Source organism: Streptomyces sp. NPDC051921, from assembly GCF_040680975.1.
Lineage (GTDB): Bacteria > Actinomycetota > Actinomycetes > Streptomycetales > Streptomycetaceae > Streptomyces.
This window is the reverse complement of the sequence record NZ_JBFAXU010000002.1, coordinates 140,860-155,072: the sequence shown is the minus strand read 5'-3', so window position 1 is coordinate 155,072 and position 14,213 is coordinate 140,860. Positions and strand designations below refer to the sequence as shown.

General features: G+C 72.1%; 18 protein-coding genes. 12 read left to right on the top strand and 6 right to left on the bottom strand.

The window, feature by feature from the left end; all coding sequences use genetic code 11:
- The first annotated feature begins 25 nt into the window (after positions 1-25).
- On the top strand, positions 26-1,228 hold the full coding sequence (locus AB0M16_RS03365) for an acetyl-CoA C-acetyltransferase (RefSeq protein WP_365338211.1): 1,203 nt from the start codon (positions 26-28) through the stop codon (positions 1,226-1,228).
- 80 nt (positions 1,229-1,308) lie between these two features.
- Positions 1,309-2,265, top strand: coding sequence for a methylmalonyl Co-A mutase-associated GTPase MeaB (gene meaB, locus AB0M16_RS03360; protein ID WP_365338209.1), 957 nt, complete (start codon positions 1,309-1,311; stop codon positions 2,263-2,265).
- Positions 2,266-2,341: 76 nt separating this feature from the next.
- Here meaB and AB0M16_RS03355 read toward each other — a convergent pair whose 3' ends face one another.
- The 4 genes from AB0M16_RS03355 to AB0M16_RS03340 all read right to left on the bottom strand — a co-directional run bounded on the left by AB0M16_RS03355 (position 2,342) and on the right by AB0M16_RS03340 (position 4,969).
- Entirely contained in the window at positions 2,342-2,818 is a 477-nt protein-coding gene (locus AB0M16_RS03355; protein ID WP_365338207.1) for a MarR family transcriptional regulator, read from the bottom strand.
- An 80-nt stretch (positions 2,819-2,898) separates the two neighbouring features.
- Complete coding sequence (locus AB0M16_RS03350; RefSeq protein WP_365338205.1) at positions 2,899-3,684, bottom strand: AIM24 family protein; 786 nt, start codon at positions 3,682-3,684, stop codon at positions 2,899-2,901.
- Positions 3,681-4,331, bottom strand: a complete 651-nt coding sequence (locus tag AB0M16_RS03345) for an AIM24 family protein (RefSeq protein WP_365338203.1) — start codon at positions 4,329-4,331, stop codon at positions 3,681-3,683. The genes AB0M16_RS03350 and AB0M16_RS03345 overlap by 4 nt, the downstream gene beginning before the upstream one ends.
- The gene (locus tag AB0M16_RS03340; RefSeq protein WP_365338201.1) at positions 4,331-4,969 is read right to left on the bottom strand and encodes an AIM24 family protein; all 639 of its coding nucleotides are present in this window, start codon (positions 4,967-4,969) and stop codon (positions 4,331-4,333) included. The genes AB0M16_RS03345 and AB0M16_RS03340 overlap by 1 nt, the downstream gene beginning before the upstream one ends.
- A gap of 109 nt (positions 4,970-5,078) precedes the next feature.
- Here AB0M16_RS03340 and AB0M16_RS03335 point away from each other — a divergent pair, with 109 nt between their 5' ends.
- Together AB0M16_RS03335 and AB0M16_RS03330 are read left to right on the top strand one after the other, a co-directional pair.
- Positions 5,079-5,423, top strand: a complete 345-nt coding sequence (locus AB0M16_RS03335) for a DUF3817 domain-containing protein (protein WP_365338199.1) — start codon at positions 5,079-5,081, stop codon at positions 5,421-5,423.
- Positions 5,420-5,713: an MTH1187 family thiamine-binding protein gene (locus tag AB0M16_RS03330; protein WP_190154743.1), complete on the top strand. Its 294-nt coding sequence runs from the start codon at positions 5,420-5,422 to the stop codon at positions 5,711-5,713. Before AB0M16_RS03335 ends, AB0M16_RS03330 begins: the two co-directional genes overlap by 4 nt.
- Positions 5,714-5,758: 45 nt before the next feature.
- Here the strand turns inward: AB0M16_RS03330 and AB0M16_RS03325 are convergent, their stop codons facing one another.
- Complete coding sequence (locus AB0M16_RS03325; protein WP_365338197.1) at positions 5,759-6,235, bottom strand: MarR family winged helix-turn-helix transcriptional regulator; 477 nt, start codon at positions 6,233-6,235, stop codon at positions 5,759-5,761.
- A gap of 48 nt (positions 6,236-6,283) precedes the next feature.
- Here AB0M16_RS03325 and AB0M16_RS03320 point away from each other — a divergent pair, with 48 nt between their 5' ends.
- The 4 genes from AB0M16_RS03320 to AB0M16_RS03305 all read left to right on the top strand — a co-directional run bounded on the left by AB0M16_RS03320 (position 6,284) and on the right by AB0M16_RS03305 (position 8,921).
- The gene (locus tag AB0M16_RS03320) at positions 6,284-6,775 is read left to right on the top strand and encodes a MarR family winged helix-turn-helix transcriptional regulator (RefSeq protein ID WP_365338195.1); all 492 of its coding nucleotides are present in this window, start codon (positions 6,284-6,286) and stop codon (positions 6,773-6,775) included.
- A gap of 87 nt (positions 6,776-6,862) precedes the next feature.
- A complete protein-coding gene (locus tag AB0M16_RS03315) occupies positions 6,863-7,585 on the top strand; it encodes a hypothetical protein (RefSeq protein ID WP_365338193.1) in 723 nt (240 codons plus the stop codon).
- On the top strand, positions 7,582-8,277 hold the full coding sequence (locus AB0M16_RS03310) for a DUF4166 domain-containing protein (RefSeq protein WP_365338191.1): 696 nt from the start codon (positions 7,582-7,584) through the stop codon (positions 8,275-8,277). The genes AB0M16_RS03315 and AB0M16_RS03310 overlap by 4 nt, the downstream gene beginning before the upstream one ends.
- Positions 8,274-8,921, top strand: coding sequence for a TetR/AcrR family transcriptional regulator (locus AB0M16_RS03305; RefSeq protein WP_365338189.1), 648 nt, complete (start codon positions 8,274-8,276; stop codon positions 8,919-8,921). The genes AB0M16_RS03310 and AB0M16_RS03305 overlap by 4 nt, the downstream gene beginning before the upstream one ends.
- Positions 8,922-9,072: 151 nt before the next feature.
- On the opposite strand, the gene AB0M16_RS03300 is transcribed toward AB0M16_RS03305, so the two are convergent.
- Positions 9,073-10,077 carry a DUF5937 family protein gene (locus AB0M16_RS03300; protein ID WP_365338733.1) on the bottom strand — a complete coding sequence of 335 codons (1,005 nt, stop codon included), beginning with the start codon at positions 10,075-10,077 and terminating at the stop codon, positions 9,073-9,075.
- 78 nt (positions 10,078-10,155) lie between these two features.
- On the opposite strand from AB0M16_RS03300, the gene AB0M16_RS03295 reads away from it, so the two are divergent.
- From AB0M16_RS03295 to AB0M16_RS03280, 4 genes are all read left to right on the top strand, one after another.
- Entirely contained in the window at positions 10,156-11,505 is a 1,350-nt protein-coding gene (locus AB0M16_RS03295) for an MFS transporter (protein WP_365338187.1), read from the top strand.
- A 9-nt stretch (positions 11,506-11,514) separates the two neighbouring features.
- Positions 11,515-12,024: a MarR family transcriptional regulator gene (locus AB0M16_RS03290; RefSeq protein WP_365338185.1), complete on the top strand. Its 510-nt coding sequence runs from the start codon at positions 11,515-11,517 to the stop codon at positions 12,022-12,024.
- 65 nt (positions 12,025-12,089) lie between these two features.
- Entirely contained in the window at positions 12,090-12,422 is a 333-nt protein-coding gene (locus AB0M16_RS03285) for a DUF3817 domain-containing protein (RefSeq protein ID WP_365338183.1), read from the top strand.
- Between the two features lie 72 nt (positions 12,423-12,494).
- Complete coding sequence (locus AB0M16_RS03280; RefSeq protein WP_365338181.1) at positions 12,495-14,195, top strand: methylmalonyl-CoA mutase family protein; 1,701 nt, start codon at positions 12,495-12,497, stop codon at positions 14,193-14,195.
- Positions 14,196-14,213 lie beyond the last annotated feature (18 nt).

Genomic DNA, 14,213 nt, shown 5'->3' with positions numbered 1-14,213 from the left:
TCCTCATCCCAAGGGGCTGTGCCTCATGTCTGGAACGACCGGTACCACCTCAGTGATCGTCGCGGGCGCCCGCACGCCCATGGGTCGCCTGCTCGGCTCGCTGAAGACCTTCTCGGGAGCCGACCTCGGCGGTTTCGCGATCAAGGCCGCCCTCGACCGCGCGGGCATCGGCGGCGACCAGGTGCAGTACGTGATCATGGGGCAGGTGCTCCAGGCGGGCGCCGGGCAGATCCCCGCCCGCCAGGCCGCCGTCAAGGCCGGCATCCCCATGAACGTCCCCGCGCTCACCATCAACAAGGTGTGTCTGTCGGGTCTCGACGCCATCGCGCTCGCCGACCAGCTGATCCGCGCGGGCGAGTTCGACGTGGTCGTCGCCGGTGGCCAGGAGTCCATGACCAACGCCCCGCACCTGCTCCCGAAGTCCCGCGAGGGCTTCAAGTACGGCGCGATCGAGATGCTCGACGCCATGGCGTACGACGGTCTCACCGACTCCTTCGAGGGCATCGCCATGGGCGAGTCCACCGAGAAGCACAACACCCGCCTGGGCATCGCGCGCGACGTCCAGGACGAGATCGCCGCCCAGTCGCACCAGCGTGCCGCCGCCGCCCAGAAGAACGGCGTCTTCGAGGCCGAGATCACCCCGGTCGAGATCCCGCAGCGCAAGGGCGAGCCGGTCGTCTTCTCGCAGGACGAGGGCATCCGCGCCGAGACCACCGTCGAGTCCCTCGGCAAGCTCCGCCCGGCCTTCGCCAAGGACGGCACCATCACCGCCGGCACCTCCTCGCAGATCTCCGACGGCGCCGCCGCCGTGGTCGTGATGAGCAAGGCCAAGGCCCAGGAGCTCGGCCTGGAGTGGATCGCCGAGATCGGTGCCCACGGCAACGTGGCCGGCCCGGACAACTCGCTCCAGTCGCAGCCGTCCAACGCGATCCGCCACGCCCTGAAGAAGGAGGGCCTGGAGGTCGAGGACCTCGACCTGATCGAGATCAACGAGGCCTTCGCCGCGGTCTCCCACCAGTCGATGAAGGACCTGGGCGTCACCCCCGAAAAGGTGAACGTCAACGGCGGCGCCATCGCGCTCGGCCACCCCATCGGCATGTCCGGCGCCCGCGTCGTGCTGCACCTGGCCCTGGAGCTCAAGCGCCGCGGCGGCGGCGTGGGCGCGGCGGCCCTGTGCGGCGGCGGCGGCCAGGGCGACGCCCTGATCATCCGCGTCCCGGGCAAGTAAGGGACCAGGAAGCACGCAGGAAGCCCTCGGGCGGGCCCGCACGCCCGCCCGAGGCCCACACCCGCAAGGAGCAGCTGCACATGGTGGACGTCCCCGCACTGGTCGCCCAGGCACGGGAGGGCCGGCCCCGTGCCGTGGCCCGGCTGATCTCGCTCGTGGAGGGGGCGTCCCCGCAGCTGCGCGAGGTGATGGCGGCGCTCGCCCCGCTGACGGGCGGCGCCTACGTGGTGGGCCTCACCGGCTCGCCCGGCGTCGGCAAGTCGACCTCGACCTCGGCGCTGGTCTCGGCGTACCGCCGGGCCGGCAAGCGGGTCGGCGTGCTCGCCGTGGACCCGTCCTCGCCGTTCAGCGGCGGCGCGCTGCTCGGTGACCGGGTGCGGATGTCGGAGCACGCCTCCGACCCCGGGGTGTACATCCGCTCCATGGCCACCCGCGGGCACCTGGGAGGCCTCGCCTGGTCCGCCCCGCAGGCCATCCGTGTCCTGGACGCGGCGGGCTGCGACGTGATCCTCGTGGAGACCGTGGGCGTCGGGCAGTCGGAGGTGGAGATCGCCTCCCAGGCCGACACGTCGGTGGTCCTGCTCGCCCCCGGCATGGGCGACGGCATCCAGGCCGCGAAGGCGGGCATCCTGGAGATCGGCGACGTGTACGTGGTCAACAAGGCCGACCGGGACGGCGCCGACGCCACCGCCCGCGAGCTCAACCACATGCTGGGCCTCGGCGAGGCCCGCGGGCCCGGCGACTGGCGCCCCCCGATCGTCAAGACCGTCGCCGCCCGCGGCGAGGGCGTCGACGAGGTCGTGGAGGCGCTGGAGAAGCACCGCGCGTGGATGGAGGAGCACGGGGTCCTGGCGGAGCGCCGCCGGGCCCGCGCCGCCCGCGAGGTGGAGACGATCACCATCACGGCGCTGCGCGAGCGGATCGGCGACCTGCACGGCGACCGCCGCCTCGACGCGCTCGCCGAGCGCATCACGGCCGGCGAACTCGACCCGTACGCGGCGTCGGACGAGCTGATCGCGAGCCTGACGGGCCAGTGAGCGGCAGGTCCGCGAGAACGGGGAAGGGGCCCGGGTGCGTGACGCACCCGGGCCCCTTCCCCGTCGCAGGGCCGTCCTACGGCTTGCCGCGTCGGCCGCGCAGCTGCTCGGCGACCGGCTTCAGCGACTCGTGGAGGTCGCCGAGGGCCTCCGGGCTGAGCTGGTCGATGAAGTGCTTGCGCACCGATTCGACGTGGTGCGGCGCCACCTTGTGCATGGTGTCCATGCCGGCGTCCGTCAGCACGGCGTAGAGTCCGCGCCGGTCGGACTCGCAGTTCTCGCGCCGGACGAGTCCGGCGTTCTCCATCCGGGTGATCTGGTGGGAGAGCCGGCTCTTGGACTGCAGGGTGGCCGCGGCGAGGTCACTCATCCGCAGGCGCCGCTCCGCCGACTCCGAGAGGTTCACGAGGATCTCGTAGTCGTTGATCGTCAGGCCGAAGGGCTGGAGGTCCTTCTCCAGCTGGTACGTCAGCATTCTGTTGACGTCCAGGTAGGTGCGCCACGCGCACTGCTCGGCGTCGGTGAGCCAGGGGGTGGCCGTCTCGGTCTCCATGTATGGATTCTACCTAAGAAGTTGAAATCTGGACGAAGTCTGGGAGTGTGTTCGACGCGTCACGCTCCGCAGACTACCGCTCACAGCCCGAAGCGCCGCTGCAGGTCGCCGAGCTGTCCGGGAAGGCGCGGTACGGAACCGAGCGGTCCTTGGCCGGAACCGTGCGGTGCGTGCCCGCCCGGGACGCCCGGCTGGGCGCCCGGCTCGCCGATGGCCCGCTCGGGCATCAGCAGCTCGGTCGACTGCAGCAGCACCGTACCCGCCCCGATGAACTCGAACTGGTGCTCCTCGCCCGACGTGCCCCCGATCCCGGTGAGCGCCCGCACGCCGCCCATCACGCCGGCCATGTAGCCGTGGTCGTAGTGGTGGCAGGGCGACGGGCAGTCCGCCCAGCCCACGAGGGCCTGCGGGTCGACCCGGAGCGGGGGCTCCATGAAGACCACGGGACCGTTGGAGGCGGCGACGAACTTGCCGGTGCCGATCAGCGTCACGAAACCCGGCACGATCGACTGCTTGAGCGCCAGCGAGGGCTGGTACGCCAGCAGATTTCCCGAACGGATTGTCAGGTTGCCCTCGTCCAGGTCGTACGAGTTCACGTCGAAGGCCCGGTCGGCGAGCAGCATCTTCCCGCTGCCCTCGGCCACCACCCAGTCGCTCGCGTGCAGCGGCGAGTGGAAGGACGTGCGCACCAGCCGGTCGAGCCGGCCGTGACCGATGCCGTTGAACTCGATCCGCCCGTAATAGGCGATCATCTTGCCCTTCTGCAGGAACCACTGGGAGCCCTTGAGCTCCACGCAGAAGGTGTAGGCGTTGACGTTGTCGTCCGACGGCAGGGTCATCGGGTCGTGCACCACGGGACCAGTCACAGCTTCTCCTCCGACGCCTGCACGTACACCGCACCACTGCCGCTCAGCTCCAGCTGGAACGCCTCGCCCGAGCCGCGCCCCACCATGTCCCGCCAGCCGAGCGCGGTGGACAGCTTGTTGCGCACGTCGCCGTGGTGGGCGACGTACGCCTGGGGGTCGACGTGCACCGGGCGGCCGGGCGTGATGGGCAGCTCGATGACCCCGCCGTGGGCCATCACGGCCACCGAGCCGTGGCCGCGCAGGGTCGTGGTGAACAGGCCCTGGCCGGTGACCTGGCCGCGCACCATGCCCATGACCCCGCCCTGCGAGCCCATGAACATCGTGCCCTGCTCCAGGGTGCCGTCGAAGGCGAGCAGCCGGTCGGCCTCCACGTAGAGGGTGTCGCCGGTCAGCGCGATCACCTGGATGTGGTGGCCGCCGTGGCCGAACATCACGGTGCCGCTGCCCTCGACGGTCATCAGCGGGGTCGCCTCGCCGGCCACCCGGCGCCCGATCATCGACATCAGGCCGCCCTGGCCGCCGGTGATGTTCGGCGTGAAAGTGACGTCGCCGCGGTAGGCGAGCATCGCGCCACGCTGGCTGAAGAGTCGCTGCCCCGGGATCACCTGGGCCTCGATCATCTTGGAGTTGATCTCGCGGAACGGCATCAGACGTCGCCCCCGATCGTGTTCCGCTCGCTCGGCTGGACGTAGACGAGGCCGTCACCTTCGAAGCGGATCTGGAAGGCCTCGCCGCCCCCCTCGCCCAGGAACGTGCGGAAGGTCACACCCGACTGGAAGTGCTGCTGGAGGTTGCCCTGGTGGGCGATGTACGCGCCGGGGTCGACGGACAGCGGGTACTGCGGGGTCACCCGGAGCACGACCGCCGGGCCGTCGGACATGATCGCGGCCTGGCCGCTGCCCTCGACGGTGGTCGTGAACAGGCCGTTGCCGGTGGCGCCGCCGCGCAGACCGGTGAACGTGGTGCCGGTGCGCAGCCCGGCGTCGGTGCAGAGCAGATTGCTCGCCTCGACCCACAGCTTGTCGCCGTGCAGTTGGACGAGGTTGATCTCGGAGGCGCGGTCGGCGAACCAGCAGGTGCCCTGCCCGCGGACCTCCATCACCTCCATCTGCTCACCGGTGAGCCGGCGGGTCACCATGCCGCGCAGGCCCTCACCGCCGCCTGACATCTTCTTGAAGGCCATCTGGCCGTCGTAGGCGACCATCGAGCCGTTCTTCGCCTTCACGGCGTCGCCGGTCATGGTCACGGCGAGCACTTTGCTGCCTTGGAGTCGGAACGTTGCCACGGAGGGAAGGTACTTGCCCCCCGGATAAAGGGACAGCAAAGTCGCCGTGCACAATGGGGGCCGGCCCTTGTGCATCCGTTCACAAGATCGAACGAAGGTGACCCCTGTCGTGGACATCAAGACCGCCTCCTCCCTGCACCGGCTCCGGCTCGTCTCCGCGCCGGAGGCCGTGTCGTTCCTGCTGCTGCTCGTCTGCTCGGTGCTCAAGCGGACGACGGACTTCAACGCGGTGCCGGTGATGGGCGCGATCCACGGCATCCTGTTCGTCCTCTACGTCCTCTTCTGGCTGGACGCCTGGAACCGCACCAAGTGGAGCTTCGGCCAGGCCGCCCTCTACTTCGTCCTCTCCGTCCTGCCCTTCGGCGGCTTCTTCGCCGAGCGCAAGCTGAAGCGCGAGGCCGAGGCGGCCGTCATCGCCTCCCGCGCCCGCCGCGAGGGCGTGGTGAACGCGTGATCGTCGCGTTCTCGGTCACCCCGCTGGGCGTGGGGGAGGAGGTCGGCGAGTACGTCGCCGACGCGGTCCGGATCGTGCGCGAGTCGGGCCTGCCGAACCGCACCGACGCCATGTTCACCTCGATCGAGGGCGAGTGGGACGAGGTGATGGACGTCGTGAAGCGCGCCGTCGCCGCCGTGGAGGCGCGGGCGCCGCGCGTCTCGGTCGTCCTGAAGGCCGACATCCGCCCCGGCGTGACGGACGGACTGACCTCGAAGGTCGAGACCGTGGAGCGCCACCTGGGCGCCTGACGCGGTCGTCCGACGCGGTCGACGGGCGTAGCGGGGCGGGCCCCCTCAGCTCTGCTGAGGGGGCCCGCCCTTCGTCCTGTCCCGGGCCGCTTCGGCGGCCAGGGCGTCGACGTGCTCGCCGACCCGTCGGAGCAGGGCCGTCAGCGTGCCGAACTCCTCGGGCGACAGGCACTCCGTGATGCGGGTGCGCAGGGCGCCGACCTGCTCCGAGATCCGGCGGTGCGCCGTGCGGCCCTCTTCGGTCAGCGCCACGGTGCCGTCGGCGGCCTGCTCGGCCCAGCCGCGCCGGACGAGGTCGTCGACGTACGCGCGCATCGACGGCTCGTCGGCGGACAGGAAGGCGCCCATGACCTCGTCGAGCCGACTCGGGGCGACCGGCTCGTACGCGACGGTGTTCAGGACCTGCCAGCCGCGCCGGGACAGGCCGTCGGCGGCGAACAGGCGGGCCATGCCGCCCTCGATCGCACCGTCGATGTGCTTGAGCCAGTAGCCGAACGGGCGCTGCGTGCGGACGTCTTCCATGCCGACCCCCTATGTATGTCCTTTTACAACAGTTGTAAAGTAGCATGCATGTCGGAGAGAGAACAGCAGGAAGCCGTCGCCGCCGTCGAGCGGGCCATGGTGGCCATCCGTCGCAGCCAGTCCCGCCGCTCGCTGGGCCGCCTCGCGCCGCCGGACGGCGGCCCGGCGGTCGACCCCACGCTGTTCGGCGTCCTCGACACCGTCGAGGACCGGGACGGGGCCTGCTCCGTGACGGACGTCGCCACCGCCCTCGGGGTGGACCAGCCGCGCGCGAGCCGACTGGTGATGCGGGCCGTCGACGAGGGGTGGGTGGCCCGTGCGGCCGATCCCGCCGACGCCCGCCGCACGCTGCTGGGCCTGACCCGCGCGGGGCGCGAGCAGGTCGACCGCACCCACCGGTTCCGCCGGCAGGTCTTCGCGCGGGCGATGGAGGGCTGGCCGGACGCCGACCGCACCGAGTTCGCCCGGCTCGTCACCGCGTTCGTCGCCTCGCTCGGCCGGGTGGCAGGAGGTGCCGACGGGGCGCCCGGCCGATCTTGAGCGATCGCTCAAAACCCGCTACTGTCCTGCCTGGGCACCGCTTGAGCGGTCGCTCAAAACGGGGGCGGTGGGGGAAGGGGCGGAGCCATGGGGCTCTACGTCGAGGCACGCGTCCGCGCAGACCTGGACACGCTCTGGGAGCGGACCCAGGATCCGGCCGAGCACCAGCGGTGGGACCTGCGGTTCACCGAGATCGCGTACCTGCCGCCCGCCGAGGGGGAGCCCCGGCGGTTCCGGTACGCCGTGCGCGTCCTGCCCTTCCTGGTCGTCGCCGGCACCGGTGTCTCCGCGGGGGAGCGCCACCGGGCCGGCGGCGACCGGGTCTCCGCGCTCCGCTTCGCGTCCCCGGACCCGCTGTCCCTCCTCGCCGAGGGCAGCGGCTACTGGCGTTACGTGCCGGGGGAGGACGGCGTCAGGTTCCTCACCGGCTACGACTACCGCCCGCGCTGGGGCGCCTTCGGCCGCGTCGCCGACCGCCTCCTCTTCCGGCCCCTGATGGGCTGGGCGACCGCCTGGTCGTTCGACCGGCTGCGGCTGTGGTGCGAGGACGGGATCACGCCCGAGCGCGCCCGCACCCGCTGGCTGCTCGAACTGGCCGCCCGGCTCCTGCTCGTGGCGGTCCCGGTCGCGGCGACCTGGCTGCCGCTCGGCGCGGTCTCGCTCGCCGCGGTGCCGCTCGCGGTCCTGGGACTCGCCGCCGCCCTCCTCGTACCGCCGTCGCCGGGGACGCCCGCCGCCCGCCGCTGTCTGCGCACCCCGCCCGGCCGGAGCCGTGCGCCCCGCCTCCTCGCCACCCTGGAGCAGCCGTGAGCTCGATCTTCCGTACCGCCATGGGCGAGACCGCCTTCGGGCGACTGCACCCGGAACTGCGGCGCCGCTTCTCCGTCGGGCTCGACAGCGGAGAACTCTGCGTCGGACGCGGTGTGATGGACCGGATCTGGCACGCCAGGGGCCCGGTCGGCCCCCTGATCCGGCCGTTCCTCGCGCTCGGCGGCACGCGCAACATCCTGCTCCCGCGCACCGGCCGGCACGTCCCCTTCACCATCGAGAACGTGCCGTACCTCGACTCGTACGGGCGAGAGACCGTCACCTTCGTCCGGACCTTCCAGCTGCCCGGCGGGCCGCGCCGCTTCGACGCGACGATGGTGCACAGCCCCGCGCGCGGCTGCGTACTCGACTACCTCGGCACCCACCAGCACCTCGCCAGTGAACTGCGCCTGTCCGCCGAGCCCGACGGCTCGCTGCTCATCCGCTCCGGCGAGCACCGCTTCCGCGAGGGCCCCGTGGACCTGCGCGTGCCCGGACTCGTCGGCGCCGACGCCGAGGTCCGTGAGTCCTTCGACGAGGACACCGGCCGCTTCCGCATCCGGGTCCGGGTCGTCAACAGCTACGTGGGGCCGCTGTTCGGCTACGAGGGCTCCTTCACCGCCTCGTACGCCTCCGTCCGGGAGTGCGGCGTCCGGCCCGGGCTGCGCCCCGTACGGGAGGAGGCGCGGGCGTGAGTGCGGAGGACACCCGGCACAAGCTCCTGGAGGGCGCCCTGCGCAGCCTCGTCGAGCAGGGCATCGCGAAGACCTCGGCCCGCTCGGTGGCCGCCGCCGCGGGGGTCAACCAGGCGCTGATCTTCTACCACTTCGGCTCGGTCGACGAACTCCTCGCCGCCGCCTGTCGGCACGGCGCCGAGCAGCGGGTGGCCCGCCACCGCGAGCGGCTGCACGCCGTCGGCAGCCTCTCCGAACTCCTCGCCTTCGGACGGGAGATGCACGTCGAGGAGCGGGCGGCCGGTCATGTGGCCGTCCTCGGGCAGCTGCTCGCGGGGGCCCAGACCCACCCGCGGCTGGCCCCCGCCACCGCCGCCGGGCTCGACCTGTGGATCGAGGAGATCGAGCAGGTGCTGCGGCGCGTGCTCGCCGGCGGACCGCTCGACGGACTCGTCGACCCGGCCGGGCTCGCCCGGGCCGTCGCCGCCTCCTTCATCGGGATGGAGCTGTACGAGGGGGTCGATCCGGACGGCGCCGGTGCCGCCCTCGACGCGCTCGAACACCTGGGCGGCCTCCTGGCCGCGCTCGACGAGCTGAGCCCCGTCGCGCAGAAGGCGGTGCGCTACACCTTGCGCCGCAAGGGCCAGAAGGGCCGTTCGGCGTAGGAGGCCCGGTCCGGGACGGCTGGGACACCTCGACCGGACGCGTACGAGGCCCGGTCCGGAGGGCGCAGGAGGCCCCGTTCGGACGCGAAGGGGACCGGCTCGGACGCGCCCGGCGGGTCGGGGGAGGCGCCGTGCGACCGGGAGTCCATGGTCACGGGCGGTCGGCATCGGGCTGCGACACGGCGAGCGCGATACCGAGCGGCGTCCGCTCGTACAGCACCTGGTGCCCGTACCGGCGCGAGGTCAACAGGCCGGCCGCCCGCAGCACCGACAGGTGCGCCGACACCGATGAGGCGGCGAGCCCCAGCCGGTGCGCGAGCGCCGAGGTCCCGGCCGGCTCGTCGAGCGCGCACAGCACGTCCGCCCTGGCCCGGCCGAGCAGCCGGGCGAGCGCGTCCGGGGTCCGCTCGCGGGCCTCGGTCCACAGCCCGCCGATGCCGCGCGCCGGATAGGCCACCGTCGGCTGCCAGGGCGGATCGAAGCCGCTCACCACGTCCGGCCAGGTGAACACGGACGGCATCAGCACCAGGCCCTGCCCGTCCAGGGCCCGGACGTGCTCGCCGTGGTAGTCCACCGTGAGGGTCGCCGTCTCCTCCGCCCATCCGAAGGCCGGGTGCAGTTCGGCGAGCAGCCGCTCCAGGCCGCCCTCGGCGAGCCGGCGCGAGTGGTACGCGACGTCCGCCTCGAGGAGGGCGCGCAGCCGCGGCCAGTCGGGCGCGATCAGCGCCTCCCAGGCCCGCTCCAGGAGATCCGCCAGCCAGTGCAGGGAGTCGGCCGGATCCGCCAGCATCCGGCGCCCGTGCGCGGTGTCGGCCGCGCCCGGCGTCTCGGCGAGCGCTCGCGCGAAGTCGTCCGCGGCGAGGACCGGATCGGTGGTCCGCAGCGCGTCGATCTCCTCGTGGAAATCCGCGGCGGGCCTGATCGGCGGCGGATAGAGGAAGTCCGGACTGTGCCCGCGCAGGGGCATCAGCAGGTGCAGCGGCGCGAGGTCCACCCCGCGCGCGGCCTCCGCGATGCGGCGCAGCCACGGCAGGTGGTAGCCCTGCTGCCGGGGCCGCGCGAGCACCCGCACCGCGCAGTGCGTCTCCCACAACGGAGAGATCGCGAAGCGGATGCGCAGCGGATCCGCCTCGCCGAAGTGCAGGTGGTACGGCACGGAACCCCCGGGCGTGGCCAAGTTTCGGCTGGAGCCGAAAGTCTAGGACGGTGGCCGCGCGGCCCGCACGCTGCTCGCATGCCCACGAACGACACCCGGGCGCCCGAAGGCGCGCCCGTGCCCACCCCTGCCCCGACCCCGGCCACCGCGAGCACCCCACCCACCCCCGGAGCCACCCCCGGGGAGGCGGCGCCCGCCCCCGACGCCGCGCCCGCGTCCGGGCGTGGCTACCGCGCCGTGTTCTCCGTGCGCGAGTTCCGCTTCGTCTTCGCCGCTCACCTCTTCTCCCTGCTCGGGCTGGTGGTCAGCGAAATCGCGCTCACCGTGCTCGTCTACGACCTCACGCGGTCCCCGCTGCTGTCCGCGCTCACCTTCGCGCTGGGCTTCCTGCCCTACCTGGTGGGCGGGACCCTGCTCGCCGGGGCCGCCGACCGGTACCCGCCGCGACGTGTGCTCGTGGTCTGCGACCTGGTCTGCGCCGGATGCGCGGCGCTCATGGTGCTGCCGGCCACGCCGGTGGCCGGTCTGCTCCTGCTGCGCTGCGCCGTCGCCGCCGTCGCACCGGTGTTCCAGGGCACCCGGATGGCGACCCTCGCCGACATCCTCGGCGAGGGCGAGCTGTACGTCCTCGGGCGCTCGCTGTTGCGGATCGTCTCCCAGAGCGCCCTGCTCGCCGGCTTCGGCGTGGGCGGCCTGCTGCTCACCGCGCTCACCCCGCGCGGCGCCATCGCGGTGACCGCCTGCACCTTTGTGGCCTCCGCGCTGCTGCTCCGCTTCGGCACCGCCCGCCGCCCCGCCCGCGCCGCCGAGAAGAGGGAGGGGATCCGCGGTACCTGGGGCGTGCTGCGGGACCGGCGGATCCGGGCGCTGATGCTGCTGTTCTGGGTGCCGCCGCTGTTCGTCGTCGTCCCCGAGGCGCTCGCCGCCCCGTACGCGGCCGAGGCCGGCGCCTCCACGGCCGCGCTCGGGCTCCTGATGTGCGCGATGCCGATCGGCACCGTGCTGGGCGAGCTGTTCGCCGGGTCGGTGCTGAGCGCCGCCGTCCGCTCGCGGATCGTGCTCCCGCTGCTGCTCGTCGGATTCGCGCCGTTCCTGCTGTACGCGCCGCGCCCCGGGCTCGCCGTCGCCGCGCTCGCGCTCTTCCTGTCCGGCGCCGCCGGCGCGTACTCCCTGGGGCTCGACGCCTGGTTCGTCGACGCCGTGCCCGAGGAGCTGCGCGGCCGGGTCATGACCCTGACCACCGCGGGCATGATGACCGTCCAGGGCGTCGGGATGGCGGGCGCGGGCCTGGCCGCCGAGTTCGCGCCGGTGCACGTGGTGGTCGCGGGCACCGGCGTCCTGGCGACGCTGTGTCTGGTGGTGCTGGTGCTCGAAGTCCGGGCGACCGAAAGGCGAGACGCGGCTGACCGTCATATGACCAGTGGGTAAGGTCGATGCGTGCCGAAGCCGCTCAGTCTCCCCTTCGACCCCATCGCCCGCGCCGACGAACTCTGGCAGAAGCGCTGGGGTCCGGTCCCCTCGATGGCCGCGATCACCTCGATCATGCGCGCCCACCAGATCCTGCTGGCCGAGGTCGACGCCGTGGTCAAGCCGTACGGGCTGACCTTCGCCCGCTACGAGGCGCTGGTGCTGCTCACCTTCTCCAAGGCCGGCGAGCTGCCGATGTCCAAGATCGGCGAGCGGCTGATGGTCCACCCGACCTCGGTCACCAACACCGTCGACCGGCTGGTGCGGTCCGGGCTCGTGGACAAGCGTCCGAACCCCAACGACGGGCGCGGAACGCTCGCCTCCATCACCGAGAAGGGCCGCGAGGTCGTCGAGGCCGCGACCCGCGACCTGATGGAGATGGACTTCGGCCTGGGCGTGTACGACGCCGAGGAGTGCGCGGAGATCTTCGCGATGCTGCGCCCGCTGCGGGTGGCGGCGAACGACTTCGACGAGTCCTGACGGGGTCCGCGGACGGGCGGACCCCCGCGGAAGATCGCCCGGAACGTGCCGTTACGCTCGACGGCATGAAATCCAGCGTGCTGACCCGCTACCGCGTCATGGCGTACGTGACCGCGGTCATGCTGCTCGTGCTCTGCACGTGCATGATCTTCAAGTACGGGTTCGACATGGGCGAGGACGTGACCTTCGCGGTCTCCCAGGCCCACGGCGTCCTCTACATCATCTACCTGATCTTCGCCTTCGACCTGGGCTCCAAGGCCAAGTGGCCGTTCGGCCGGCTGCTGTGGGTGCTGCTGTCCGGCACGATCCCCTTCGCCGCCTTCTTCGTCGAGCGCAAGGTCGTCCGCGACACGCTTCCGCTGGTCAGCGGCGCGCAGCCGGAGCCGGTCAAGGCCTGACCCTCACCCCCGCACTGATGTGCGGGGGTTTGCCATCGACATTTACTAGGACGTCCTAGTAAATTTGAAGGCATGGACGCTGACGCCATCGAGGAAGGCCGCCGTCGCTGGCAGGCCCGTTACGACAAGGCCCGCAAGCGCGACGCCGACTTCACCACGCTCTCCGGGGACCAGGTCGAGCCCGTCTACGGGCCCCGGCCCGGGGACACGTACGAGGGGTTCGAGCGCATCGGCTGGCCCGGTGAGTACCCCTTCACCCGCGGTCTGCACCCCACCGGCTACCGGGGCCGCACCTGGACCATCCGCCAGTTCGCCGGCTTCGGCAACGCCGAGCAGACCAACGAGCGGTACAAGATGATCCTGGCCGCCGGCGGCGGCGGGCTCTCGGTCGCCTTCGACATGCCCACCCTCATGGGCCGCGACTCCGACGACCCGCGGTCCCTCGGTGAGGTCGGCCACTGCGGTGTCGCCATCGACTCCGCCGCCGACATGGAGGTCCTCTTCAAGGACATCCCGCTCGGCGACGTCACCACGTCGATGACGATCTCCGGCCCCGCCGTCCCCGTCTTCTGCATGTACCTGGTCGCCGCCGAGCGCCAGGGCGTCGACCCGGCCGTCCTCAACGGGACGCTGCAGACGGACATCTTCAAGGAGTACATCGCTCAGAAGGAGTGGCTCTTCCAGCCCGAGCCGCACCTGCGCCTGATCGGCGACCTCATGGAGCACTGCGCGGCCGGAATCCCCGCGTACAAGCCGCTCTCGGTCTCCGGCTACCACATCCGCGAGGCCGGCGCGACGGCCGCGCAGGAGCTCGCGTACACCCTGGCCGACGGCTTCGGCTACGTCGAACTCGGCCTCTCCCGCGGCCTCGACGTCGACGTCTTCGCCCCCGGCCTCTCCTTCTTCTTCGACGCGCACCTCGACTTCTTCGAGGAGATCGCCAAGTTCCGAGCCGCCCGCCGGATCTGGGCCCGCTGGATGAAGGAGGTCTACGGCGCCAAGACCGACAAGGCGCAGTGGCTCCGCTTCCACACCCAGACCGCCGGTGTCTCGCTCACCGCCCAGCAGCCGTACAACAACGTCGTGCGCACCGCGGTCGAGGCCCTGTCCGCCGTCCTCGGCGGCACCAACTCCCTCCACACCAACGCCCTCGACGAGACCCTCGCGCTCCCCAGCGAGCAGGCCGCCGAGATCGCGCTGCGCACCCAGCAGGTGCTCATGGAGGAGACGGGCGTCGCCAACGTGGCCGACCCGCTGGGCGGCTCCTGGTACGTCGAGCAGCTCACCGACCGCATCGAGGCCGACGCCGAGAAGATCTTCGACCAGATCAAGGAGCGCGGACTGCGCGCCCACCCGGACGGCAAGCACCCGATCGGTCCGGTCACCTCCGGCATCCTGCGCGGCATCGAGGACGGCTGGTTCACCGGCGAGATCGCCGAGTCCGCCTTCCGCTACCAGCAGTCCCTGGAGAAGGGCGAGAAGCGGGTCGTCGGCGTCAACGTGCACCACGGCTCGGTCACCGGCGACCTGGAGATCCTGCGGGTCAGCCACGAGGTCGAGTGGGAGCAGGTCCGCGTCCTCGGCGAGCGCAAGGGCCGCCGGGACGAGGCGAAGGTCAAGGCCGGCCTGGACGCGATGCTGGCCGCGGCCCGGGACGGCTCCAACATGATCGGCCCGATGCTGGACGCCGTCCGGGCGGAGGCCACGCTCGGCGAGATCTGCAACGTGCTGCGCGACGAGTGGGGCGTCTACACGGAGCCGGCGGGCTTCTAGCCGCACGCGTCGCAGCGC